This window comes from Oceanobacillus sp. GQ8, from assembly GCF_059758495.1.
This window is the reverse complement of record NZ_JCAXEV010000002.1, coordinates 820,458-846,328: the sequence shown is the minus strand read 5'-3', so window position 1 is coordinate 846,328 and position 25,871 is coordinate 820,458. Positions and strand designations below refer to the sequence as shown.

Genomic DNA, 25,871 nt, shown 5'->3' with positions numbered 1-25,871 from the left:
ATCTCCATAGTTACTTACTATAGAATAACTCTCACCCTTATTCAATTGCCCTACTTTTTGTAGTGCACCTGAGCCTCTATTGTCATATACTGGCAAGTTATCAGTATGTACTCGGAAATACTGGTCTCCATCTTGGAATTCAGCCTTCACTTCACTTTTTCTAACATAGCCTACTCGGTCTGCTAATAGGACTCTCCACCAGTTTCCATAATCCGATGTTAGCGAGTACTTTTGTCCTTTTTTAATTACACCCATTGGTATTAAATTTCCTGAACTATTATCATATACTGTTACATCTTGTAATGTTTCTAAACTTCGTGAAGTATTTTTATAACCACTATTTACGTTTTTTAAAGACGAACCACTATCAGGAATAGTATTGGCCTTTTTTACATAACCATAAATTTCTCCAAATTGAATTCTGTGCCAACTGCCATAATCACTTACTATAGAGTATGCTTGGCCTTTTTTTAATTCTCCTATTGGTTTTAATGGGCCAGATCCTCGGTTATCATATACTGTTAAATTGTTAGTAATAACTTTAAAGTAATTAGCATCCACACCTGACCATGGATTTTCAAGTGTAGATAACGCCACTAAAGATCTTGATTTTAATTCTTCCTTAGTTGAGTCAACTGAGTTTTTTTCAGTAGAATCGCTACCTTCTACGTTAATTACTTCTTTTACATCATTTTCTTTGCTTTCCTCTACCTCTTGACTTTTATCATCTATCAAACTTTCACTTTTCTCGGTTCCTTCGCTTTCCTCTACCTCTTGACTTTTATCATCTACCAAACCTTCACTTTTTTCGGTTCCTTCGCTTTCCTCTACCTCTTGACTTTTATCATCTACCAAACCTTCACTTTTTTCGGTTCCTTCGCTTTCCTCTACCTCTTGACTTTTATCATCTACCAAACCTTCACTTTTCTCGGTTCCTTCGCTTTCCTCTACCTCTTGACTTTTATCATCTACCAAACTTTCACTTTTTTCAGTTCCTTCAATTTCCTCTTGCTTACTTTCAGTGGAACTTTCTTTCGACAATTCAGCTGTAATAGTTTGATTAGAAATCTCTCCATTACTTACTTCCTCTTTCAAGTAAAATTCCTGGTTCCCAAAATAAATCACATTTTGGTCATTATCATTCTTATATACTTGTAACTTTATTTCGTTTTTTAAATTTATAGCTCGATTGTTCCGATAGTCATATAAGGTACTATTTTCCTTAAGTGTAGTAGTTTTCACACTATCAAGTGGTTTATTGTAAACAGGTACTCCTGCCACTTCTATTTTATCGACGTCATTATAAGGAAGTACTTCATAATTATCTGCTAGTTGTATTTTCACACCTTCATCTACTTCGAATCCATAAAGATAAGTATTCTCAAAAAATGTGATCCCTGAGTTTAAATCTACCTTTTTATTAATTTGGAATAACTGCAAATCTTTCTTATCATCTAATAGTTCAGCATATGTATCAACTGGATTAGTTATTTGATAAAACAATACAAGAAAAAAAACACTTAAAATAAAGAATAATTGTTTGTATTTATACATGTGTATCTCCTTTCGTAAATAGGTGAATTATTCTTGGAACGTTAAAAGAAAAGACTTTTTATATAGTAGATTTTTGTGTTTTCTCTATTTATATACAACTTTTTATTAACTCTATTGTTGTCTTTGTATCTAAAGGATGATGCCCCTGTTCTTTATCTGAATAATAGTACATCGTTATTTTATTATTTATAATATTATCCTGTAATCTATTTAGACCCTCAATAAATGGAATTAAATGATTATCCATATCATGTTTAGCTGCTATATTTTGCGCATAGAAAATTTCAGGTACATAATCTAGACTTTTATATAACTCTATTACATTCACTCTTTTTAGCACAAATTTATTGTTCAATTCGTTACCATAAACTGCTTGATGTAGACTAGTAACATGTGTTTTAAAGTAATTCGTAATAATGGTCTGCGGGTTATTAACGAAAGCTTTAGAGCCTTGAATCATCCCAGCCAACATCAAACTATTAAAGCCCCCACCTGAGCTTCCAAAAAATAGGATTTTTCTATTTGAGATAGATAATCTATTTTTTATGCGTCTAACTATATTTGATATGACTTTCAGGTAATGTTTCTTTTCATCTCCGTAACCCCAACCTAAATTTATCTTTCCCATATAAAGTGTAGGATCATTATAGTAAATTGTTGTACAATCAAACTTATCTCTCCAACTAAAACGGTTAAAAATAGGGGGGGTCAACTTTTGACTATCGTATGCACCTGATCCAAACACAATCATTTTTTCTGAATCCCTCTTAACATTAAGTAGAAATTCAAAAGGTATATTATCAACCATCACTTTTAAAAATAATTGATTTTCATTACTTAAATCAAGATCTTCTAGCTGATTGTATTCAACACTGAGTTTCTTGTATTCTTCAAACATAATATCCCCCATCCTTAGTCGTATAACTAGTTTAACAATAAATTCCTCTGCTCTAATACATCTCTGAATAAGAAGGTCGAGTGTAATTTTCAGGTCCTGATTATATTGTATTTAGATATCACCTTTTCTAGATGAAAATGTAATCGTTGCATTTTCAAGATCCAAATAAGCCTCATATTCGCTTGTTAAAACATAATATAATTGTGAATCATTTGAGGTTACGATCGATTCATCACGGAGCCTTTCCAGAAGATTCTCCTCCATAACAATATCTTTTACTTCAATAGCTACTGAAGTCTGATTGTCATCAAAAATATATGAGATGTGGGTTGATTCATAATCAAGGACAGGTCTACCTAAGTTGTCAGTATACTCGCCTGTTAATCCCTGTAGCTTACTTTTAACCATTTCATATTCCGTATTTAAGAAAAGAAACAAGAAAGAATAGGACTCCCTAAATTGTTCTGGGAATATTGGCAAAAAATCTTCAAGTACAACATTCCAATCATCCATATCGGTCTCTGCCACAATTTCAATATCTGTTTCCTTAATATACCCCTCTTTACCATCAAACCTTACTTTGTATAAAAATCCATCAATCTTCTCTAACACTGAAACCTCTTTGGCGAAAGGTAACTGCATGATTTCCTGATCAAGGTTATTATCTTTAAAAACTGTTACTTCTTCTTCCGCAGTATAGCCTGTCTTATTTACATCTAAAGTTGGAGATTGAGAAGGCTCATTTGTATTTACTTCTATATGGGCATCATTATCATTTGTTTCAGAAAAACTTTTTACTGCTGCAAGTGGGTTGTCTATAAACATTAGTAGAGCACTCACTAAGAATAAAATTACCAATAATGAAATTTGTACAAACAAAGCGTTACTATTTTTAGGTTTTCTCTTTATATGACGTCGGCTTAAACCTATAGCCTCTTCTGTGTTGGGTAGCCCTTTACCGCTAGCAATTTGATTACTCAACATTTTCTTTCTATATTTTTTCTGATCTTGCTTATTTAATTGGTTGAACCATTTAATGAATTTGGTATATTCTTTAGCCACCACTGTCTTCTCATCAAACATCTCAACTCTCCCAAAATTCAACCACAATATTCTATCAGAAATGGCTTTTACTTGGGATAGGGAGTGGCTAATGAAAAAGATGGTTTTTCCTTGCTCTTTAAACTCATCAAACTTATCAAGGCATTTTTGATAAAAAGTAGAGTCACCGACTGATAAAGCTTCGTCAACTACTAAAATATCAGGTTGGATATGCGCAGAAATTGCAAAACCCAGTCGTGACTTCATACCGCTAGAATAGCTCTTAATGGGCTGATTTATGAAATCTCCAATATCAGCGAAATCAATTATACTTGGAGTTATTTCTTTTATCTTTCTCTTATTTAAACCATGCATAAGGCACTTTAACTCAATGTTTTCAAGACCGGACAGTTGGTTATTCAAACCAGCAGAGATCGCAACCAACGAAGTTTCACCATCTATATAAATATCACCCGAGCTTTGAGGAGTCACTTGCGCAAGTACATTTGACAAAGTTGACTTCCCTGAACCATTTACCCCGATAATACCAATCGTTTCTCCTTTAAATACCTCGAATGATAAATTTGACAATGCGGAGAAAGTTTTTCCGTTTTTTCTAAAAGACAATATCTCTAACAACTTATCTGACCTCTTCTTATACAAAGAGTAGGTCTTAGACACATTTCTAAACTTAACAACTGGGCTATCCATACATAAGCCTCCGTACTTTATAAATAATCTACAAATTTATCTTTGAAATTATTATGAATTAAACTCCCGATAAACAGTAGTAAAACCGTTAGCGACCAAAAATAAAGCATATATCTTCGCTCTTCGAAAAACCAGTCACCCGATAAAAGGGAATTTCGAAACCCATTAATTATATACGTAAATGGGTTTAATTCAATGAAGGTTTGATACTTCTTAGAAAAATTACCCATGCTCCAAAAAATGGGTGTTAGAAAAAAGCATAACCTCATTGCCGATTGAATAAATAGCTGAAAATCTCTTATTAACGCAGAAACGGTTGATGTTAGTATTGTTACCGCGAATAAAAAAGAATACATACAAAAAATATAATAAGGTAATTGTAACCACTGCAGAGAAAAATTGATGCCATAAAAAAGACACATTATAATCAATAAACCTATCATAATTATAAAATTAAAAGTATTACCCATAATTGTGATTGTGGGTAAAATACTGACTGGGAACTTCATCTTAGAGACTAAATTAATTTTAGTATAGATGCTATTGGAAGCTTGTACAATTGTAGGACTGATGAAAAACCAAGGTATCAGTCCCACTAGTAAATAGATCAAATAAGGAATATCCCCTACAGGTTCTCCTCCCCTTAGGCCTAACCCAAAAACAAACCAATAGACACACACTTGTATAAATGGATTTAAAAATTGCCATAAAATACCTAAATAGTGCATTTGGTACTTGCTTTTTATTTCATAGATCGCAAGTCTGAATATTAATGGGAAGTAAATGATCTGGTCTTTCAAAGTTTTTAATACGGTGCTCATACCAAAGCTTTCTCTTTGTTAATAAATTGATAAAGGTTCCCATAATTAATGTATTGTACATCTTCACTTGGATTGGAGACTACATTTTTAGTATCAAGAATTCTCGCATTATTCATAGATGAGAATTTATTCCAATCTAATACTTTGAATTCATTATGATCCGTTAATATGACTACTAGATCAGAACCGAATACAGCTGAATCTAAGTCATTTGCGACCCATTCTTTATCTACATGTGGATCAAAGGCTTTCACTTCATATTTTGCTTGATTCTTTAATATCTCGTAAATTTCCATTGCTGGACTTTCGCGGATATCATCCACGTTTCCTTTATAGGCAAGCCCAAAGACTGTTACTGTCTTACCACTAACTTGTTCCATTAGTTTATTAATATTTTCCACAACATAATGTGGCATAGAAGTATTAATTGTTCTTGATAAGTTAATTAGCTGTGCTGTTTCTGGTGCTTTTGAAACGATAAAATACGGATCAACTGCTAAACAATGCCCTCCTACACCTGGGCCTGGAGTATGAAGGTTTACTCTTGGGTGTTTATTAGCCATTTCTATAACATCTAATGCATTAATATCTAGTTCATTACTTACTTTAGTTAACTCATTTGCTAGGGCGATGTTAACATCTCTAAACGTATTTTCCATTAATTTAGACATCTCAGCGGTCTTTGCATTCGTCTTGATTAGTTCACCTTGCACAAAAGTACCGTAAACTTTAGCACCAGCTTCTGTACATGAAGGTGTTACTCCTCCTACGATACGGTTATTGTAAATTAGCTCATGCATTATTTGACCTGGTAGAACACGCTCAGGGCAGTGTACCAGATAGATATCTTCTCCAATTACAAAGCCAGCTTCTTCCAATAAAGGCTGTACTAGGTCTTCAGTAGTTCTTGGTGCAATTGTTGATTCTACGATCACAACATTACCTTTTTCTAGGTATGGTAGTACTGCCGTTACGGCACTTAATACGAAACTTGGGTCCATTGACTTGTGCGCATCATCATGGTTAGGTGTTGGCACCGATATTATAAAGGCATCAGCCTTTTCAGGTGTTAGAGAAGCTCTAAACTTCCCTGAAGAAATTACTTCTTCAAGTGCTTCCTGTAATCCTGGCTCTTCAATATGAATTTTTCCGCCATTCAATGAGTCGATAACCTCGGGTTTGACGTCTACCCCTACTACCTCTACATTATGCTTAGCAAACATAATAGATGTCGGCAACCCGATATACCCAAGCCCTACTGTTGTTAATTTCATTTAAAATTCCTCCTAAGATTTTTTATGCGTTATATTAAAAACTACTTAACATCTTTTCAAATTCTTTATTACGATATAAATCTTCAAAACGCCGTATGGCTTCATCCTCGTCTTTTATATAGCCTCTATATAAAGCAAGGATTTTATATAAGCTCTCTATCGAATCTTCTAGATCTTCTGCCTTAATTTTATTTAGTCGCTTTAGGTACCAGTTTGTAAAGTAGATATAGAACTTTTCTTCCATATAATCATTTAATAGATTGTGTTCTTGTAGGAAGGAAATCCTTTCTTTTTCTAAAAGGAGATACTTCTCAAAAAAGTTCTTGGAAATTACATTTGTAACGGAGCCATTTACTGCTGCATAATAAACATGGATATTTAGATTAATAGCCTTCACCTTTTTAGAGTTAAGGAGTAATTCTTGAAAGAACAAAGTATCTTGACCAATAGCCCCTTCTACCATTTTCAAAGAATTTTCTGTCACTAAATCTTTTCTCAATACAAGAGCTTGAATACTCATGGCTTTAAAGGAAGTATTAACAACATATTGCTTAATATTTCGTTTATAAATAACGTCACTTCCATTAAACTGCATCATGGTTTTATAATAATCAAAGTTTAACACTTTGTCTGAAACCTTTAACATATTTCCTACCACAAAGTCATAATTTTCTTGATGTATCTCTTTTAATAGACCTGCATATCCATCATTGATAGCTTCATTATCAGGATCCAAATAGGTTACATATGATGCAGATGCGATTTCGACCCCTTTGTTCCTTGGTCGAGAAGCACTCCCACTTCCTCCGTCATTAAAGAAGAAAGTTTTTACGTTAGAATATTGTCTTGCTATGTTATTTATAATTCTAGTTGTATAGTTATCTGTTGAACCATCATCCACAATAATTATTTCCATTTCCTCAAATATACTACTCCGTCTAAGGCTGTTAAAGCACTTATTCAGCAAATGATCGCCATTATTGTAAGTTGGAACGATAACAGAAAGTTTATATTCAACTTCCTTCACTTCATTCACTACGTTTTTGTTATTGAACTCAAAACGATCAATACTAAAACCATTTTCTCTATGAAAAGTCTTGTCCATTTTCATTAATTCTTCTGATGTGAAGGCCTCACTCCAAAAAATCGTTCTAGTCTTATCTTTAATAACCTTTACATAATCATGCTCTGTTCCTTTTACAAAGTTATCGCCGTCGTAATAAGCTTCCTTTGTTATAAAATCAGAATCAGTATATTTGAACCCATTAACCATATCCTCTAAATAAAACTCGCCGTACTCCTTACTTACATCAAAAAAAGTAATCATATCAAACTTCTCTTTTACTGTTTCGCTAAAATCTTGTTCTAGAATAAGCTGTTTATGAGGATATGACTGCCTTTCAAACATTTCATTAATATATTTCGAATTTTCCTTTATGACAACCCCTACACTTCTAGATTGGTCTTCATAAGGCGTATTGGTAGCTTCCAATAACTCTTGAATTCTTATATAGGTTGTTTCTCTAGACATCACTCGGCGAACCCCGAATACTTGGTGTTTATATTTTTCCTCATCAGAGAAACCATTTAATATATCTTTTACTTCGTTACGATTGTTTACTAGAAATACATTTGGAAATTTATTATTTACACCTGTACTGTAATTAGAAAGAAGGATATTACCTAAAGCTTGTAATTCATAAATTCTATTTGCGAACATCGTATTGCTGTATTTCACAGAATTTAGATTAATTGCCCAGTCAAACAACTTGTGAAGTTTTTGCAAAGTATGATGATCCAAAGCAGGTGAGATATATTCTAAATACTTTTCAGGAAAGAAGTGCCTTTCTAATTTCAGTTGATAATTACGGTCAATTATTTTCAAATCGGTACCATTGTCTAAAACTCCATCAAAAATTCTTTGTGTATCTTCAATACGGTGGGGATATTTAACATACCAAGAACCAGAGAAAAGGACTTCTTTTCTCTTTTTGAACTTACGAATCCCTACCGGATTATGATAAGTGGGGTTTACACCAAAGTTAAGAACGGAGACCTTTTCGTTATTACAATCAGTTTTATAACTTTCTACCACTTCTTCTGCAGTTGTAAATACATAATCACATTTTTGAGCTAATTCTATGAAAATCTCATAATTAACAGGATCTTCTTTTGAATAAAAAACCGTCTTAATTCCGTTAGTTTGGTAATGTTTCAGTATCTCAAACATATCTTTTCTGTGTTTTCTGATGTTTGGGTTTCCCAAACCCTTCCAGCTCATATCAATTCCTTTCCACGTTGTGACTAAAAGAAAGATATCAAGTTTGTCTGTGTAATCTTTGTAATTGTCTCTCGTAATATAATGAAAATTAGCCACCCCTTCAAAAGAGTTATAAAGGAATTCATCTGCTATAATTCCAATATTCACATCATACTTTTTGTAGAATCTACTACCATTACTTTCAGGGATTTGTTTTAGCAAAGATTCAATTTTGGAAGAGAAATTAGCATCAGCAACTTTATCTCTTAAAGCTAAATAATTTTTCTTTTTTTGTATCTCTTCTTCAGTCATTTTGTTTTTCGTTGTATTTTGCTTTTTCTTAGCAGGTGTATCACTGTATGTTAAAGAAGAACCATTTTTAAGAAAAGCCATTTCTTCATTTATATTTTCTTCTAGTTTTTCTTTTAATTTTTTAATTGTTGCGAGCCGCTGATCTATTGATTTTTGATCCACTTGTTTTCCCTCCAAAATATTTTCTACGCCATTTCCAATAATTAATTGTAAGGTTTCCTAATTTAGAGGTTTTTAACGCTTCATAACGCTTTAGTAAACTGGAATGCGTTTTAAGTAATCTTTCTTCCTTGTTATATGCATCCAAAAGAAGTTTATCTGATTGCACTTTTTTCTTCTTTTCCAGAATAAATTTCTTTTCTGCAGCAGAGAGTTTATTTTTATTCTGTTTTTCAAGCTTTTTAATCTTGTCTTTCAAATTATTTTCATTTTCCTTCAATTTATTTATTTCTTTTTTATAATCTTCCTCATCAATTAAATTATCAAGAGGAAGATTCTCTTGATCGCTCGTGTTTCGGCCATTTATTTGATTTATACCACGTTCCGATTCAGACTTATTGTTATTATTTAAGATATTATCCATTATACTTCTTTCCACTTGGTAGAAGTTAGCTTCCAAAGCTTTTAGCATATCCTGGTCTAACAACAATTTGTTGCCTTCTCCCTTTTGGTAAACAGCTCCGACCCATTTTCCAAAAAACTTAATATCTGTCATTACTAGGTCTTCTACTTGTAAATTTAAAAGATCATTAAGATAATAAGTTTTCTTATGATCAAAGTAATCATTTATACCAAATGGTACGGTAACAATGATGCTTCCATTCTCACTTACAAGTTTTTCTGCTTTTTTAATAAACCGCTTTGGGTCTGTAATATGCTCAAGAACTTCGCCAAAAATAATACTATCAAATATAATTTCATCAAAGCTTTCTTCAATGAAATTTGCATTTTTAAAGTCGACATATTTTTTAGTTAGTTCAGATTCGTTGTGTAAGGTCTTTTCAGCGAACTCTATAGATTCTTTCAGAAGGTCAATCCCTAGTACGCTCTTACCTTCTCTACCTAACAAAATAGAGGTGATACCTTGAGAGCATCCGACATCTAGAATGTTTTCACCCTCTGCTTTTTCACAGACCCAATGTATTCTATTTCTAGTTTGATTTCCAAACTCCGTTCCCATTTCGTCAAAATATGCTTCAGTAACTCTGTCTAATGGTTTTCTCACTTCGAACACCTCTTCACTCAATGATCAATCTTACATTAGCTCTTTATATACAGATAAAAAGTAGTTTTTTTCCTTATCCCAGTTATACTTTTCTTTTGCAGCTTTACTGTTAATAGACAGTTGATTACGAAAAGCTTCGTCTTCTAATAATAAATTCGCTCCTTTTGCAATAGATAGGTAGTCATGCGAATCAACACAGACCCCTATGCTTTCCTTTTCAACAACTTTCTTGATCTCTGGAAAACTACAAGCGACAACCGGGACTCCTGCCATCATATATTCGAACAATTTATTCGACGACGCAGAATAATGATTAAAGTTTATATTATTTAAGACCTGAAACCCTATATACGCATTTACCGTATAGTTGGGTAGGTCTTCAACTGGTACCTTTGGTAAGAACTTTACTCTACGATGCAAGTCCATTGTATCAACCAATTTTTCTAATTCAGGCTTAATTCTTCCATCACCAATCAACACTAGAGTACCTTTTTTAAAATGTGGTACTGCCTTAATTAGTTTATCCAATCCTCTACCAGCTTGTATACCACCTTGATATAAGAGGATTTTTTCATCCTTTGGTAGATTTAAAGTTTCTCTCAATTGTGCTTTTCTTAATTGTTTACCCTCCTGTCTAAACGGGTAATTATGAACCACATAGGGATAGAAACCATATATTTCTTCGTTGTATTTCGCTCTTGTATCATTCTCAACAATCATGGTGTCAATTTTTTTAATAAAGAACTTCTCTGACCTACCGTATGCTTTACTGTCATAACCAGTACGACTAGTCTGCACTTCGTGTGAATCATAAATTAGTTTCTTTTTCCGGAAACGAAGTTTGGAGCATATATACCCTTGAGGGAGTGTGTTGAGATCGTTTGAGTGATAAAAACTATAATTCTTTTGAAAACCTCTAGCTATCATACGAATGATTATACTACTTCGAACCCAGATTACATTCAGTTTTGTTTTGAATAATACCAGTGTGAATACGGTTAATGCACTAACAATTAAAGGATTTAGGTACAACGCGCCTAGCCATACCAAAAAAAACAGAAAACCTATAAATTTATTCTGTCGAGATTTTCTGTAAATCTTCTGCATAAATTCCAAGACAACAGGATATCTCTTCACACGATAAATCGCAAAATTTGATTTCCGTTGTTCAAACATGGGCAATTTTTTATCGTTTGGATCGTGGATGCAAATTAAATCTACATTGTAGCCTTCCTCCGCTAAAGCAGTACATTCTCTTAAAACTCTAGCGTCATTTGTAAAGTGATTCCACACAAACATACAAATATTTTGATTCATTTTTTTCTCCCTTAAACACAAGATAATTACTATGTTAGAATCTTCACTAAGGTATCTATATTATCTTCCCAAAGAAATTTCTGTTCCACATACCTTTTTCCATTTCCACTCATTTCCTGTCGAAGCTTTTTATTCTCTTGTAGTTCCGCAATAAAAGCAATTAATTCATCAACGTCTTGATTTTCAGATACAAAACCAGTTCTTTCTTTTTCTATTATCGCTTTTGAAAAACCTGAAACAGAGGCTACCATCGGAACACCACACGTCATGTAATCAATAACCTTTCCAGGTAATACCGTCTCAAAGACATCCTCATTTACAAGTGTGACAATCCCAATCTGATGGTTAGATATAATCTCAAAACACTCTTGTCTTGTAGTAGGTTTCACAAAATTTATGTTCTCTAATTGGTTTTCCTTGATATAATCAACTAAACTTTCACGTCGTATACCATAACCAATTATAGTAAGTTCTATCTTCTTTGTATTTAATTCTTTTGCTAGTTCTTTTATCAGTTCATTATCTTGAGCAAGTCCAATGTTTCCTGCATAAATAACCTTAAAACTGTCATCTTCTTTTGTAGAAACTTTAATTTCTTTTCTTCTTGCTCCATTTGGTATATAAGTTATCTTTTCAGCAAAGTTTTGTGACTTTGTAACAATATGTTCTATAAATCCTTGACTATTAACTATTATACTACTTGCTTTTGCATACAAAAGCGTTTCTATTTTTTTAAATATATTAATAATAAATGCATAATTAAATACCCCGACACCTTTTAATGATTCCGGCCATAAATCTCTAATATCAAGAACGAGTTTTGCTTTATAACGGTATTTTGCAATTAACCCTACAATTGCAACAAAAATCGGTGGAGATGTAACAAAGACATAATCATACCTATTTCTATTTAGCAATACAAAAAAAACCATCCTAATTGCCATTTCCAGATAGTACAATAAACGATTAAGGATATTTCTCGAATACTTTTTATTTTTTATTTTTACACGGTGAATCTTATCATCCTCATTTAATTCAGAATGATCCCAGAAATTTTCCTCTTCATATAAATTTCTATTTGGATAGGTTGGAGCGGTTGTCAGTACATTTACCTCAAACCCTCTATCTCTTAGTAAAAGGTAAATGTTTTTGATCCTATTACTAGCACTACCAATTTCCGGGTAGAAATTCTGAGAAATAAGCAAAACTTTTTTCATATATCTACTTCCTAACAGTGTCTATATTTTTTTCAAGTATTTAAAATTAGAGCAAAAATATTATAGCACAAAATACCTATCCCTTTTACTTTAATTTACTAATTTGGATAATTATAGTAAAAATATCACAACGTTTTTATAATGTACTAAAAGGCATTCTGTTGTGGTATCAACCCGAGGCATTTATTCAATCTTCTTTTATGCCTTAATACATTATTAGCCTAAGAGTCTACAAAATCATTCTAATTAAAAATTATATCATATTTACCTTGAAAATTGAGTAAGTTGTCGTATTTTGTATAAAAATACGCATAAATGAAACTGATCTATAATAAGGGCTGTGTGGAACCTAATATCGGAGGGGGATAAAACAAGAAAACAAAAGTTCAACACTTATCATGCAACGTTTCCTTGTCAAATACATACGACCAATCTCTTAATTCAACTCCTCAATTCAAGTTGCTTTCATTACTTTGGTGACCGGAACATACATTAACGATTGCTAGCTCATAAAAACAATGTAGTTTTATTTTTTCTCTTTGAAGTATTGAACAAGATCCCGTCTGCATTTCATACCGGTTTTTGTATAAATATGACTAACATGTACCTTTACCGTGCTTTCCTTCACCTCTATTAAAAACGCAATCTCACGGTTTTTTAACCCTTTTTCTAATAAATAGGAAATTTCGATTTCCTTAGGGGTAAAGTTAATGCCTGATTTTAATAACTTGTGTGCAAAGGCCTCTTGTTCCAATTGGCTCATTTTGGCGATATTTTCTACTAAAAAATGTGACAAGGATGATGGTAAAATACTCTGGTTATTTTGCGCCCAATAAACTCCTTTTACTAAATCTGGTAGTGAACGGTCTTCTATCAAACTTAAAACTCCCGCTTCAATATGGCGTAGCAAATAACCAAGTTCTTCATTCCCGGAAATTAACCTTATCACTTTTACGTTTTCTTTAGCTAATTCTTTTGTGAGGGTAATACTATTTTTTAGATTGAGCTTTTGAAGATCCAGAAAGACTAGACTACAACATCTAACAAGTACTTTAATTGATCCAATCATGGCCGGAATGTCATGCTGTTCCTCCAACTGTGCTACTATCTCTCTCACACTATCTCTTGGTTGATAAAAACCTACATAGAACATAATTGTACCTTCATTCTCAGCTGATATTTCGTATGTTAATTAATTTAGCTTAAACATTCAAATAAATTAAAATACATTACATAACATGATACTAAAGACCTAGTAGAAAATAAAGCCGAATATAGGAATTAAAGGAATTAAAATCTAGGATAAGATCTATCCGGTATTGATCATTTAATATTAGACTTTTACATTTATCGAAGTATTCTACTATTATATTATATTTTTATATGGTACAACCCCCTGTTTAATAGTTTTACTAGTGTTAAATCTACAGGGTCGTTGCTATTAGCAATTAGGCACGGAATAATTACGCCTAGTCCTTTGGTTTTATTATATATTACAGTTATATTACAAAGCTGTTTGTTGTCTATCAATCTATTGTCGGAAAAGATATAATAAAAGTACTTTCTAGTAGATATTGGAAAGAAAACACAATTTATGCAGGGGGAAACGACTTTGGCCAATAAGAAAATGATCATGTCGGTTACTGCCGGTGCAGCTATAGCATCAGCCATCGTCGGTGCAGAAGAGGCAGACGCAGCATCTTATAAAGTAAAGAGTGGCGACTCGCTTTGGACCATCGCACAGAAATACAACACGAGTGTTTCAGATTTGAAATCAATCAACAAACTTTCAGGAGATATCATCTTCCCGAACCAAGTTTTGGAAACATCGAAAAAGCAATCATCTAACTCTAATTCTAATTCTAGCAATTCAAATTCTACTAATACATCTACTTCAACTAAATCTACATACACCGTGAAAAGCGGCGACACATTGAGTGGCATCGCCTCGAAACACAACATCTCTTTGAAGAATTTAATGGATTGGAACGGATTGAATTCTACGCTCATCTTCCCAGGTAACAAATTCGTTGTTAGCAAAAATGGAGGATCTAGCTCAAATTCTAGTGGGTCTAGCTCAAGTGGAAGCAGTTCAAGTTCTGGCGGAAGCAGCTCTCCATCAACAGGTTCAGCAAAAGTTTATACCGTTAAATCAGGCGATTCCCTATCACGTATCGCTTCCCAAAACGGCACAACTGTAGCTAACTTGAAAAAATGGAACAACCTTAAATCTGATTTAATCTTGATCGGACAGAAGCTAAACATTGGAGCAAGTGGGTCATCTAGCTCTGGCTCTAGCAATAGCTCAGCTAGTGAAAAACCAACAGCTGATGTAAGCTATAATGTCAGCAAGCTTATCTCAACAGCGAAAAGCCAATTCGGCGTACCATATGTATGGGGCGGATCAACTCCAAGCGGCTTTGACTGCAGCGGATTCATCTACTATGCATACAAAAAAGCAGGCATGAGCATCAGCCGCCTATCAACAGATGGCTACTATAACCGCTCATTCTATGTTAGCAAACCGCAAGTAGGCGACCTTGTATTCTTCTCAGGTACCTACCGTGCCGGCATTTCCCACATGGGAATTTATGTCGGAAACAACGAATTCATCCATGCAGGTTCATCCACAGGAGTTACCAAAACAAGTTTGAGCAACTCTTATTGGAAGAGCAAATTTGATGGATTTAAACGTTTTTATTAATATAGGTTTTGGTTAATGGGAACTCCAGCATGGCTGGAGTTCTTTTTTTGTTGTTGGTCTGGATGTGACTTCTATAGTCTAACGATTCCTCATTTTGTTGTTAATTAAACCTGTTATTTTTGAGTTGCAGGCTAATAATAGAGTTGTGAATTTGGTCTTTTGGTAGACGGTTTTATTAAATTGGGTTTTGTTAATGGGAACTCCAGCAAGCTGGAGTTCTTTTTGGGATTGGCTGGGTTTCTTGAAGCGGACGCTGCGTCTCTTTTCTTGATCGACGCGTCTCTTCTCGGGGGTGCTGCGTCTCTTCTCTTGATCGGTGCGCCTCTTCTGAGGGGTGCTGCGCCTCTTTCCTTGGTTGGTGCGCCTCTTCTCGGGTGCTGCGTCTCTTTTCTTGGGCAGTGCGTCTCTTCCTGATGGTGCTGCGTCTCTTTCCTTGGTCAGTGCGTCTCTTCTAAGGAGTGCTGCGTCTCTTTTCTTGGGCGGCGCGCCTCTTCCTGATGGAGCTGCGTCTCTTTTCTTGGGCGGTGCGTCTCTAAGAAGATCCACCTTACAAGATACCAAAAGTTCCCACTATATTGGGAACTTTTATTCAGCGTTTTTTCCAACTTCTTTTTGTTTTATCGTATACTAATTCTTTTTTTAGTAGTTTAGTGGCTATATTTTTAGAAGAAATATTGAGGAGTCTTCTACACTCTCTATTGCTGATGGTCGTTTGGATGAGGAACAAGTAGTCATTAATAGCGCGCTTATGCGCCTGTTTGCTTATCATTTTACATTTTGGGCACTGCCATTTGCCATACAGCCTGCGCATCCCTAAGTATCCACACCCTGGACAGCTGGACAGCGCACACCTGGCAGTATATCCTCCGGCCTTATCTCATAGTTTTTCATCAGATTATATTCTCTCTTCCTGGCTGCCTGCATAAGATAGTGGCCAAACTTTTGATGCTGGATTGGTTGTTGGTTGCTACCTCGGGCCCCGTGTTGCTTGATTTTATTTGGTATATGAGCAGCGTGGGCCACGACTTTGGCGATCTCTTCTTTATTTCCCTCTACCTTGATGATGGTGCTGGGGTCACTAATGGCGATAAAGCAATATATGGGGATTGGAGGTAGGTTCATTTCCTGCAACCATGCTTGCAGTCGCTGCTTCTGCAGCTCGGCCTGCTGGATGGGGTGTCGGTATCCTCTCTCCTGTGTGCTGTCATCACGGGTGAATTGCTGTAACTCCGTGTCGAATGTAATAGATCCTGTAAAGTTTTTAACTTCCACAATATACGCGGCATGCTGCGAGATAAGCAGATTATCAAGCTGCATATTCTTTCCCTCAACGGATAGGTTGAGATCTTGTAAGATTGTCATTTCGTTTGCCAGATCCTCTAAATAATAATCCACCTGTCGCTCACCAATATAGCCTTTCTTCCGTCGTGCATAGTCGCTTTCCACCTCTCTGAATTTCGGGTGGTCAGGTCTCATTCTAGATAATAGAGCTTCATATTGTTCCAGCTCATTTTTGTTTCTTTTTTTAATAATCATTTTGTTCTCCTTTTTTACTTGCTATCTTACCTTCTATTCGAAAACGTGAGAAATATGCAAAATCGTATTTTCACAAAGAAAAGCACCCTCAAACTAGTCTTTTCTTTTAAACAGAAACTAAATTTATCTACCATTTAGGGGTAGGATAAGTAATTTTACTCCCTTTTATCGAGAAGCAATTCTGTTATAATAAAAATAGAGTTATAGCAATTTGATCGTGAAAAGCTTCTATTGTATCTATAGATATAAACGAGGAGGAGATAGGTTGGAGACTTTCGCACTCATTGGAATGTGGTTGGTGTTCGCCTTACTAGTAATTTACACGGTAATTGCTTGGTTAAACAGAGGTTTGGAAAACTATACATCTGCAATAAGAAAGACATGGTATGTGATTTTTATTTTTGGTAGCTTGGTGTTTATAAGCGACAACCCAAGTCTGCTATTTTCAAATTGGAATAACTACCTAATAGTGCTTTTTATATTTGTTATCGTTGATTCTTTAATATTTTTAAACCTTTATGTAAGTACGCTAGGTGGACACCAATTAGAGAGTGTAAAAGTCCAGGTTGGAGTTACGCAGGAAAAATTGGAAGAAAACAATAGAAAAACAGGACATATACCCGATATCTTGACCTCTTTTGATTTTCCGTTAAATACTTTAGATACAGATGAGTATATATTTCAGTTAGGAGAAATCTTGAACAAATATGCTCAAAGAGAGAATTTAGTCATTGACCTTCTTCCTTATGAAACGGAAGAAGAAAAGGAAAATATTTTCGAAGGGTTAGGAAGGAACAAGAAAAGGGCTGAAAGGTTTCTAAGTCAACAAAATACTATTCTTTTAGAGAAAGACCATTTAGGTTTATACCCATATCATATATTGAAGAGATTCTATGTGGTACAAGTTCAAACTGTTAACGAAGGAAATAAAATCTCGAAAATAGATGGATTGGTTATTAATACGCTAATAATCTCTTTTAGTTTAGCGGTTAATGAATATCTTAACGATAGTGTAGAAGTAATGTCTGAGAACGTATCAGGATTTACTGGTAAGAAGAAAGTCATTGACAAGCCGACTAAACGTGCAACCGCTACGATTCCGCAGATTACGGAAAGTAGCCACTCTATAAGGATGAGAGAAAAGAACAGAAGAATTGTATCTACTTTAAAAAAAGAACACCAAGAAAAGTTCAGGTTCTAATTCTGGAGTGCTTATGCGCTCTTTTTTCATATATTAACCTAATTTGCATCTTGGCAGAACTGGAGACACTGAAAATAGAGCCCAATAAAAAAACCCGGATTTCTCCAGGTCCTTTAGTTCACCAAATATGCTTCTAATATATAACGCTCTGGTGCCGATCCAACAAAATCGAACGGATAGCATGTGCTAACAGTTAGGGTCGCCCGTGGTTTGGGCACGATAACGGTGCGATCATCTGCATCGACAATCCGCACTTTGCGCACCTTGTACGTGAACTCCCCTGCATCACTTGTGACGATTAGTTCGTCGCCAACACCTACTTCTCCTAGCTTACGAAATACGGTATCCCGGTGGCCGGAAAGAACAGAGTTGTCTTTCTCACCTGGAAGTACACTATCTGCGAAATGCCCAACACCCTTGGCTAATTCATCTTCATCTGTTCCGTGAAAGATGGGCAAAACCGCCTTGAGCTTCGGAATGGAGAGCTCGCCTATCTCATCACCGATTTCTGGGCGCACTGGATAAAGCACTTCTGATGCTGCTATCTTTTTTTCCTCGACAGCCTTGTTGCTTTCTGCAGAGACTTCCGCCTGTTTGCTTTCCCCACCAAGATTATATCCTTTTAAAAAGGTCCATCCATTGGTTGCGGTTAACCAGAGACCACCCGCTACAAGCAGGATGGCACTGGTTAGCATGAGCCGTTGTTTTTTACTTTTCAAGGATTGTTGCCCTTGTTTTACGGAATAAGAATATTCCTCCAGTGATGATGAACAATCCAGCAAGCGTCCCCATGCCATAGTTGGAAGCTGTTTTTGGCAGCTCTCCTCCTTTTACAGTAGCTGGAGCTGTTCCGTCAGATGAAACGGTCTTCTTGACTGGTGCTGGTGTTGGTTTTTCGGTTCCGTTTGAAAGTGCTTGTCCTGTGTCATGTAGGCTTTCCGAGTCAACCATCTCTCCCGTTATAATCAAATCTGCCAGAAATTCGCCCTGTAAGTTATATAGCGATATTTTCAAGTCTGCGTTCACTAGCTCTGTCATATTGAACAAGGCGGTTAAGGATAATGGTTTTTCCGTGCCATCTTGAATTAGGCTGAATTCCACCTTTAACTGGAAGATCGAAATGAATTCTTTGTAAATGGACAGTAATTCGGCTGCTTGTTTTGGTGTTAGTTCTGTTGCTGTGTCGAAGTCTTCAAATGCCATCATGCGTTCAGCTAAATTAAATATGCGCTCTAGTGATTCGTCACTCATCGATTCAAAGATGGGAAGGAAATGTGCCTCCAACTTATCAATCTCTTCCATGGTCAAACCATACTCTTCCATTAATAAGCTTAATTCATCGATAAGGTACATATCCTCAAAGTAACCATTTATATCCTGTTCAAGATCATCGATAAAGATATAATCGTTAATATCAAGTCCGTTCTCCTTCATAAGCGCAAGTAATTCATCTTTGTTTACATTATATACGTCAGTAAAGTAATCAAGATTGCTTAAATCTTTCTTAATAACTTCACCTAAAAAGTCAAAAAGGCGATCTATTGTTTTAAAGTTGTCCAATGTTTCTTCATATCTAGCTAGTGATGCTACCACATCCTCGCGGGTGACCGTAAATCCTCTTACTTTGCTAACTTCTTTTAAACGGATCTCTAGATTTTTATCAAAATCTGGATCACGTACAATCTTTGCTTCTAAATAAAATTCCACCGCTTGATAGAGATCATCGACGAATACATAGTCATTCAATGTTTCGCCGTTTTCAGCTAATAATGCTCCCAGTTCTTCTTTGCTTATTTCGTAGTCTTCATAAAGAAAATGTAAGTTCCCGCTATCTTTTTGAATAACTTCCCCTAAGAAAGCTTCTAAGTCTTCCACTGTTTCAAAGTTGTCTAATGTATCTTCATATAATGAGAGGGAATACTCGATATCTGTCTCTGTTACTGTAAAGCCTCGCTCTTTGCTGATCCTCTCCAAGTATTTGGCAAAATCCTTTTCAAATCCTGCGCTCTGCCCTGCACTTGCAAAGCCCGGCATTACAGTAAAAACGAGTAGTACAAAAGCTAATAAAGCAATTGCCCTTTTTTCCATTTCTTCTCCTCATTTCCTAAAATTGCAAATCTTTATGAAATGATTATAGCCTTGTACGGGTGTTCTGGCAATCTATTTTTTTATAAATTTTTGTAAAGATTCGAATGATGGAAAATGTTAGTATAGAAGTAAGGAGGTTGCCCATGAAACTATTTAACTCAAAAGCTGAACGGATTTATTATCTTGCTTATACAATGATGATGCTTCTTCTCTATCTTGGCTATGTAGCTTTAGATAACTACCGTATTTCCAAAGGAGCAATGAGAGGAAATGGAACGATTACAGAATCGGAGTGGGAAACCATGTCACAAATGGCTGCTTGGACAGTAAACCTCGAATTTATCTTTCTAGGATTGTTTGTCGTCATGTTAAGTATTATGTATTTTCGTTCCTTTAAAAATAAATTGGTTATCAAGCCGTTTTTGGTTACGCATGCTGCTCTTTTTTCAGCTTTATTGGTGTTGAGTTTTGCTTTGTTACCTGTAACATCGCTGCCGATCGGCAATTTACTCCAGCCCCTCCTATCTCTAGCAATCATTATGCTCTTTCTCATTTCTCTATTCTTTGTGATTTTTATTTTGAGAACAATGAAGAAGAAAACGGAGCAGTCGTTTTAAAGTTGGATGCGGCCGGGAATAGTCCAATTACATCATACGTTTCGATTTAGGAGATGATTTTTTGGGACCGGAAACATACAACAAAGATTGGTTGTACGACCAAATTGACAGCACCTTAGCATTTTATTATCCAACCTGCATAGATGAAGAGAATGGTGGGTATAATCATAGTTTTTATGACAATGGCGAGCTTAGTTCCGACACGACGAAGCACTTAGTTGGGACCTCCCGCTTCATTTATAATTTCAGCATTGGCGCCATTCTTGGCCGTGGCGAGTTTTGCAAAGACGTTGCTGAACATGGCCTGCGCTTTTTACAGGAATATCACCAAGATAAGGTGAATGGTGGTTATTTCTGGACATTGGATGGACAGGAAGTTACCGAGGATAAGAAGTATGCCTATGGCCATGCTTTTGTGTTGCTCGCAGCGTCCAAGGCCTATGCGGCAGGCATCGAGTGGGCGCGTGATGTAGTGGAATCTGTTTATCAGGTGCTGGAGGAACATTTCTGGGAGGCGCCATATCAGTTATATGCAGACGAACTAACTGCTGACTGGTCGAAAACAGCAGGATATCGTGGCCAAAATGCCAACATGCATATGTGTGAAGCGATGATGGCGGCCTATGAAGCGACCTCTGATAGGAAATACTTGGAGCGAGCATATGAAATTGCCGACGCTGTTACTGGGCGCCTTGCCACTCAGACAAAGGGACTCATCTGGGAGCACTATACATCTGATTGGCAGCCGGACTGGACGTTTGTCGAAACAGAAGAAAGCAAACAAGAATTCCGTCCACATGGTTTTGTGCCAGGACATTCCATCGAGTGGAGCAAGCTGTTGCTGATGCTGGACCGACATATTAGTGAACCGTGGATGCTATATAGAGCTATCCACCTCTATCAAGAAGGCTATCAAAAAGGTGCCGATACGGAATATGGTGGCATCATCTATTCTATCTCCGCCGACAAAATTATGATGGATACCGATAAGTATTATTGGGTCCAGGCCGAAACGTTCGGCGCCTCCGCCCTCTTAGCTGCGAAATTGGGAAATCCGTCGTACTGGCAACGCTATGAAGCTATGCTGGATTATTGTTCAGAGATTTTCATTGACCAGGAGCATGGCGGTGGCTGGTTTAACATGTTGTTCCGCGATAACTTGCGCCAGAGCCCAATAAAAAGTGAAAAAGCAAAAGCCGATTACCATCCAATTGCGAATTATTATGAGACATTACGAGCACGAGCTATGGGAGCAGTTTGATAAGGAGTGGTGCATCACCTTTGGTGGTGCGCTTTTTTTGTTGGGGTGGGGTTCGACTTGTGATGATTCAGTTTGGCGTGCTGACGATTCACTTTTCCCTCCTGCCGATTCAGCTTGGCTCCTTTTTCGATTCACTTCCCCCTGGTGATGATTCAGTTTGGTCCCCTCTCGATTCAGTTCCTCGCTCTGACGATTCAGTTTTTCATGAGTAAAATTCACTTTCCTGCTCTGACGATTCATTTCGACTCGCTCTCGATTCACTTTTCCTTGATGACGATTCACCTCTAACCCACACTAATCACAAACAAAAAACCTTCCTGCCACAAAACAGAAAGGTTTTTACTATTACCCTTTTACAGAACCTGCAAGCAATCCTCTAACAAAATATTTTCCAAGGAAAATATAAACGAGTAAGGTCGGTAATGCTGCGAGTAATGCGCCGGCCATTTGGACGTTCCATTGGACGATTTGGCTACCTGATAAGTTTTGCAGGGCTACCATGATCGGCTGTTGGTCGGATGTCGTGATGGTGACGGCGAATAGGAATTCATTCCAGATGTTTGTAAACTGCCAGATTGCCACAACGACAAAGCCAGTAATCGATAACGGGACAATAATATGGCGGAAGATGCCTAGAAAGCTTGCGCCATCTATTTTGGCTGCTTCGATCATTGTATCTGGGATATTTGCGTAAAAGTTACGGAACATCAACGTTGTAATAGGCAGACCATAAACAACATGTACCAATATCAGTCCGGGAATCGTGTTATACAAATCTACCGTTCTCAGAAACTGAATTAATGGTATGAGAATACTTTGATACGGGATGAACATCCCGAATAAGATAAAGGTGAAAATGGTATTGGCACCCCGGAATCTCCACTTGGATAGGACATACCCATTCATCGCACCAAGCAGTGCTGAGATTAGGGTCGCGGGGATGACCAGATAGATACTGTTCATAAAGTTAGGCGCCAATTGTTGAAATGCCTCCGCGTACGAGCTGAAATCGATCGCGGTCGGTAGCGCCCACATGCTTTCTAACGATACTTCACTTAGTGGCTTCAGGCTCGTGACAATAATGACGTAAATCGGCATTAAAAATATGATAGCCAGCACGGAAAGGATGAGGTATTTAAATAGTTTTCCAATGTTAAATGTAGCCATTATTGTTCCCCCTTTCGATTGCTCCACAGATACGGAACAATGAATACTGCCACCAATAGAAGCATGATAATCGCAATTGCTGCCCCGTTGGCGTAATAGTTTCCACGGAAGGTTGTTTCAAACATGTAAACACCTGGAACATCTGTTACGAAGTTAGCTCCAGAGCCGGTCATGGCGTAAATCAGGTCAAATATTTTCAAGGAGATATGTGCCATGATGATAACCACACTCACGGTGATGGGCATCAGCATCGGCAGTACCACTTTTCGATACACTTGAAATTCGCTTGCGCCGTCCATGCGGGCCGCTTCTCGTAGTTCATCTGGTATCCCTCGTAAGCCGGCAAGGTACATCGCCAGGGAGAAGCCAGTCATTTGCCAGACTGCTGCAATAACAACAGCGATGATGGCTACAGGTAATCCAAATTCAATGCTGCCCCACTCAAAACCAGCTAGGATGTTTGTGTCCGTATACCATTTGGGCTGGATCCCAAACACACTTAAAAATTGGTTGAACCCTGTTGATGGGTTAAGCAGCCATTGCCACACAACCCCTGTTACGACAAAGGATAAGGCCATTGGGAAGAGAAAGATATTTCGGAAGATCGATTCTCCTTTAAGTTTTTGGTCGATAAGGACCGCAATCCCCATACCAAGCACAATTACGAGGCCGATAAATAAAATGGTGAAAAATAAGGTGTTCCGCAGATCAGCCTGAAAACGGAAATCCTGGAACAAATAGATGTAGTTTTTTAATCCTGCGAATGAAAAATCTGGAACGAGTGAATTATAATTGCTCAATGATACATATCCCGTCCAACCGATAAAACCATAAACGAATACGAGAATTAATAGAAATGACGGGATTAGAAATGCAATGGCTGTCCAATGATCCTTGGATAAGCGTTTTTTCGTTCGCACCTGCAGTTCCTTCGCCATAGAAATCCCTCCTTGCGATTAAACAACAAGAGGCCGCCTGCTTTCCTGAGGCAGCCTCTGCATTATAGTTTGGTGTTGATTAAATTTCTTTTAGATGGCGCATTGTGCTGATGTAATGTGGTGCGGTGGTTTCACTTTGCGTCGCTCTGGTTTCACTTTGCGTCGCTTTGGTTTCACTTTGCGCCACTCTGGTTTCACTTTGCGTGGCTTTGTGTGAATCTCGCGTCACTTTGCAGGAGTCTCGCGTAGCTTTGCGTGAATCTCGCGTCACTTTGTATGAAACCCGCGTCGCTTTGCATGAATCTCGCGCCACACCCCACACCACTTCAAATCTTACATCTCACCTGCTGCATTAGTTAGTGCTTGAATTAGGTTGTCGACATCACGTTGGGTTACGAAGATGTTGACTGCTTGGTTTGCTTTTGTCAGGAACCCTTCTGATGCTGCAGATCCGTGAGCTAAGCTTGGTACAAGTCTGGAGTTTTTGAAGTCTTCCATGGCATCTGTGCCGTATTCATCATACTTGGATGGGTCTGCATCAACGCGCGCTGGAATGGATCCTTTTAAAGGGTTAAATGCATCCTGCCCTTCCACTGAGCCAAGTACTGTTAAAAATTCTTTTACTTCGTCTGTGTTTTCTACACCTTTTGGCAAGCCAAAGGTATCGGTGATGATGGTAAAGCTAACATCTGTAGCCGGGAATGGGAAATACCCGAAGTCTTCATTTGTTTTAAGATCTAAATCATTCGCAAAGTAACCTTTTGCCCAGTCACCCATGTTAATCATAGCCGCTTCGCCATTGGCTACAAGTTGAGCGGAATCCTGCCAGTTACGGGATGCATGATCTTCGTTCACATAATCAAGCATTTTGCCGAAGATTTCAGCTGCTTCTACGACACGATCGTCATCAAAGCCAATTTCTCCTGCAAATAGCTTTTTATAATCATCTGGTCCAAGAACACCTAATAAGATGTTTTCAAAGACTTGCGTTGCTGTCCAAGATTCTTTATCCCCTAAAGCAACTGGTACGACGCCAGCTTCTTGCAGGGCATCTGCTGCTTCGAAGAACTCATCAAAGTTTGTTGGAACCTCGATTCCATGCTCTTCGAATACGGCCATATTATAGAAAAATACGTTACCGCGGTGGATGTTTACCGGTACGGAATAAATATTGTCATCTTGACTAACAAGGTCAATCAGTTCTTCTGGGAATTTATCCATCCATTCGTTTTCTTCATACAAATCATTTAATGGCTCCATCTTGTCAGCAGCCACCCAGCTTTTGTTCAATTCTTCCCCGCCATGTACTTGGAATGTAGATGGTGGATCATTCCCTTGCATCCGTGTGGCCAGAACTGCTTTCGCGTTCGTACCTGCTCCGCCAGCAACTGCTGCATTTTCTACTTCAATATCTGGATGTTTTTCTTCAAATAAATCAATTAATGCTAATAAACCATCTTCTTCTCCTGCCCCTGTCCACCAGCTAAAGATTTCGACTTTACCAGCACTCTCGCCGCCGTCATCTCCTGATGAATCGCCTTCTGCTTCGCCTGAAGTATCCGAATCTGAATTACAGGCAGCTAGTAAAAGTACAAGTGCTACAAAAAGTAAGTAAAATAATTTCTTCACATATAGTCCCCCTTTGTTTTTGTTACCGCTTTCATCAATAAGTATATAGTAGGTTGCTGAATGAATGACTAATCAATTTCTATACTATTTTACGGTTTTC

20 protein-coding genes are annotated in these 25,871 nt (G+C 36.9%); 4 read left to right on the top strand and 16 right to left on the bottom strand.

Annotation, left to right across the window (positions count from 1 at the left end; translation table 11 throughout):
- From AC6CHS_RS08935 to AC6CHS_RS08890, 10 genes are all read right to left on the bottom strand, one after another.
- The coding region (locus tag AC6CHS_RS08935) for an SH3 domain-containing protein (protein WP_498235672.1) at positions 1–1,554 on the bottom strand (1,554 nt) is incomplete at its 3' end.
- Positions 1,555–1,642: 88 nt separating this feature from the next.
- Positions 1,643–2,464 (bottom strand): glycosyl transferase family 2, encoded by an 822-nt coding sequence (locus AC6CHS_RS08930; protein ID WP_498235671.1) that lies wholly within the window; start codon positions 2,462–2,464, stop codon positions 1,643–1,645.
- A gap of 99 nt (positions 2,465–2,563) precedes the next feature.
- On the bottom strand, positions 2,564–4,204 hold the full coding sequence (locus tag AC6CHS_RS08925; RefSeq protein WP_498235670.1) for an ATP-binding cassette domain-containing protein: 1,641 nt from the start codon (positions 4,202–4,204) through the stop codon (positions 2,564–2,566).
- A 17-nt stretch (positions 4,205–4,221) separates the two neighbouring features.
- On the bottom strand, positions 4,222–5,025 hold the full coding sequence (locus AC6CHS_RS08920) for an ABC transporter permease (RefSeq protein ID WP_498235669.1): 804 nt from the start codon (positions 5,023–5,025) through the stop codon (positions 4,222–4,224).
- Positions 5,022–6,299 carry a nucleotide sugar dehydrogenase gene (locus AC6CHS_RS08915; protein WP_498235668.1) on the bottom strand — a complete coding sequence of 426 codons (1,278 nt, stop codon included), beginning with the start codon at positions 6,297–6,299 and terminating at the stop codon, positions 5,022–5,024. The genes AC6CHS_RS08920 and AC6CHS_RS08915 overlap by 4 nt, the downstream gene beginning before the upstream one ends.
- Positions 6,300–6,333: 34 nt before the next feature.
- A complete protein-coding gene (locus tag AC6CHS_RS08910) occupies positions 6,334–9,033 on the bottom strand; it encodes a glycosyltransferase (RefSeq protein WP_498235667.1) in 2,700 nt (899 codons plus the stop codon).
- Positions 8,993–10,096 (bottom strand): class I SAM-dependent methyltransferase, encoded by a 1,104-nt coding sequence (locus AC6CHS_RS08905; RefSeq protein WP_498235666.1) that lies wholly within the window; start codon positions 10,094–10,096, stop codon positions 8,993–8,995. Before AC6CHS_RS08905 ends, AC6CHS_RS08910 begins: the two co-directional genes overlap by 41 nt.
- A gap of 30 nt (positions 10,097–10,126) precedes the next feature.
- Entirely contained in the window at positions 10,127–11,413 is a 1,287-nt protein-coding gene (locus tag AC6CHS_RS08900) for a glycosyltransferase (protein ID WP_498235665.1), read from the bottom strand.
- Between the two features lie 29 nt (positions 11,414–11,442).
- Entirely contained in the window at positions 11,443–12,630 is a 1,188-nt protein-coding gene (locus AC6CHS_RS08895; RefSeq protein WP_498235664.1) for a glycosyltransferase family 4 protein, read from the bottom strand.
- Positions 12,631–13,156: 526 nt separating this feature from the next.
- On the bottom strand, positions 13,157–13,783 hold the full coding sequence (locus tag AC6CHS_RS08890; RefSeq protein WP_498235663.1) for a helix-turn-helix transcriptional regulator: 627 nt from the start codon (positions 13,781–13,783) through the stop codon (positions 13,157–13,159).
- Between the two features lie 459 nt (positions 13,784–14,242).
- Here AC6CHS_RS08890 and AC6CHS_RS08885 point away from each other — a divergent pair, with 459 nt between their 5' ends.
- Positions 14,243–15,334: a C40 family peptidase gene (locus AC6CHS_RS08885; protein ID WP_498235694.1), complete on the top strand. Its 1,092-nt coding sequence runs from the start codon at positions 14,243–14,245 to the stop codon at positions 15,332–15,334.
- 813 nt (positions 15,335–16,147) lie between these two features.
- Here the strand turns inward: AC6CHS_RS08885 and AC6CHS_RS08880 are convergent.
- Complete coding sequence (locus AC6CHS_RS08880; RefSeq protein WP_498235662.1) at positions 16,148–16,870, bottom strand: nuclease-related domain-containing protein; 723 nt, start codon at positions 16,868–16,870, stop codon at positions 16,148–16,150.
- Between the two features lie 265 nt (positions 16,871–17,135).
- Between AC6CHS_RS08880 and AC6CHS_RS08875 the strand changes: the two genes are divergently transcribed.
- Positions 17,136–18,071 (top strand): type II toxin-antitoxin system SpoIISA family toxin, encoded by a 936-nt coding sequence (locus AC6CHS_RS08875; protein WP_498235661.1) that lies wholly within the window; start codon positions 17,136–17,138, stop codon positions 18,069–18,071.
- Positions 18,072–18,184: 113 nt separating this feature from the next.
- Here the strand turns inward: AC6CHS_RS08875 and srtD are convergent, their stop codons facing one another.
- Together srtD and AC6CHS_RS08865 are read right to left on the bottom strand one after the other, a co-directional pair.
- Positions 18,185–18,766 (bottom strand): class D sortase, LPxTATN-specific, encoded by a 582-nt coding sequence (gene srtD, locus AC6CHS_RS08870; protein ID WP_498235660.1) that lies wholly within the window; start codon positions 18,764–18,766, stop codon positions 18,185–18,187.
- A gap of 13 nt (positions 18,767–18,779) precedes the next feature.
- A complete protein-coding gene (locus AC6CHS_RS08865) occupies positions 18,780–20,159 on the bottom strand; it encodes a processed acidic surface protein (protein WP_498235659.1) in 1,380 nt (459 codons plus the stop codon).
- A 143-nt stretch (positions 20,160–20,302) separates the two neighbouring features.
- Here AC6CHS_RS08865 and AC6CHS_RS08860 point away from each other — a divergent pair, with 143 nt between their 5' ends.
- Both AC6CHS_RS08860 and AC6CHS_RS08855 read left to right on the top strand, forming a co-directional pair.
- Complete coding sequence (locus AC6CHS_RS08860; protein ID WP_498235658.1) at positions 20,303–20,776, top strand: hypothetical protein; 474 nt, start codon at positions 20,303–20,305, stop codon at positions 20,774–20,776.
- A gap of 61 nt (positions 20,777–20,837) precedes the next feature.
- The gene (locus AC6CHS_RS08855; RefSeq protein ID WP_498235657.1) at positions 20,838–22,037 is read left to right on the top strand and encodes an AGE family epimerase/isomerase; all 1,200 of its coding nucleotides are present in this window, start codon (positions 20,838–20,840) and stop codon (positions 22,035–22,037) included.
- A gap of 345 nt (positions 22,038–22,382) precedes the next feature.
- Here AC6CHS_RS08855 and AC6CHS_RS08850 read toward each other — a convergent pair whose 3' ends face one another.
- The 3 genes from AC6CHS_RS08850 to AC6CHS_RS08840 form a co-directional block, all read right to left on the bottom strand.
- Positions 22,383–23,135 (bottom strand): carbohydrate ABC transporter permease, encoded by a 753-nt coding sequence (locus AC6CHS_RS08850; protein ID WP_379553672.1) that lies wholly within the window; start codon positions 23,133–23,135, stop codon positions 22,383–22,385.
- Between the two features lie 68 nt (positions 23,136–23,203).
- Positions 23,204–24,142 carry a carbohydrate ABC transporter permease gene (locus tag AC6CHS_RS08845; protein WP_036576003.1) on the bottom strand — a complete coding sequence of 313 codons (939 nt, stop codon included), beginning with the start codon at positions 24,140–24,142 and terminating at the stop codon, positions 23,204–23,206.
- A 333-nt stretch (positions 24,143–24,475) separates the two neighbouring features.
- On the bottom strand, positions 24,476–25,771 hold the full coding sequence (locus AC6CHS_RS08840) for an ABC transporter substrate-binding protein (RefSeq protein ID WP_498235656.1): 1,296 nt from the start codon (positions 25,769–25,771) through the stop codon (positions 24,476–24,478).
- Between the last annotated feature and the right edge of the window lie 100 nt (positions 25,772–25,871).

What these genes read in the sequence shown, in the direction of transcription:
- AC6CHS_RS08930 (WP_498235671.1), bottom strand. Translation starts at nt 2,464, where the DNA reads ATGGGGGATATTATGTTTGAAGAATACAAGAAACTCAGTGTTGAATAC.
- AC6CHS_RS08925 (WP_498235670.1), bottom strand. Translation starts at nt 4,204, where the DNA reads ATGGATAGCCCAGTTGTTAAGTTTAGAAATGTGTCTAAGACCTACTCT.
- AC6CHS_RS08920 (WP_498235669.1), bottom strand. Translation starts at nt 5,025, where the DNA reads ATGAGCACCGTATTAAAAACTTTGAAAGACCAGATCATTTACTTCCCA.
- AC6CHS_RS08915 (WP_498235668.1), bottom strand. Translation starts at nt 6,299, where the DNA reads ATGAAATTAACAACAGTAGGGCTTGGGTATATCGGGTTGCCGACATCT.
- AC6CHS_RS08900 (WP_498235665.1), bottom strand. Translation starts at nt 11,413, where the DNA reads ATGAATCAAAATATTTGTATGTTTGTGTGGAATCACTTTACAAATGAC.
- AC6CHS_RS08895 (WP_498235664.1), bottom strand. Translation starts at nt 12,630, where the DNA reads ATGAAAAAAGTTTTGCTTATTTCTCAGAATTTCTACCCGGAAATTGGT.
- AC6CHS_RS08890 (WP_498235663.1), bottom strand. Translation starts at nt 13,783, where the DNA reads ATGTTCTATGTAGGTTTTTATCAACCAAGAGATAGTGTGAGAGAGATA.
- AC6CHS_RS08880 (WP_498235662.1), bottom strand. Translation starts at nt 16,870, where the DNA reads ATGATTATTAAAAAAAGAAACAAAAATGAGCTGGAACAATATGAAGCT.
- srtD (WP_498235660.1), bottom strand. Translation starts at nt 18,766, where the DNA reads ATGCTAACCAGTGCCATCCTGCTTGTAGCGGGTGGTCTCTGGTTAACC.
- AC6CHS_RS08865 (WP_498235659.1), bottom strand. Translation starts at nt 20,159, where the DNA reads ATGGAAAAAAGGGCAATTGCTTTATTAGCTTTTGTACTACTCGTTTTT.
- AC6CHS_RS08860 (WP_498235658.1), top strand. Translation starts at nt 20,303, where the DNA reads ATGAAACTATTTAACTCAAAAGCTGAACGGATTTATTATCTTGCTTAT.
- AC6CHS_RS08850 (WP_379553672.1), bottom strand. Translation starts at nt 23,135, where the DNA reads ATGCCGATTTACGTCATTATTGTCACGAGCCTGAAGCCACTAAGTGAA.
- AC6CHS_RS08845 (WP_036576003.1), bottom strand. Translation starts at nt 24,142, where the DNA reads ATGGCGAAGGAACTGCAGGTGCGAACGAAAAAACGCTTATCCAAGGAT.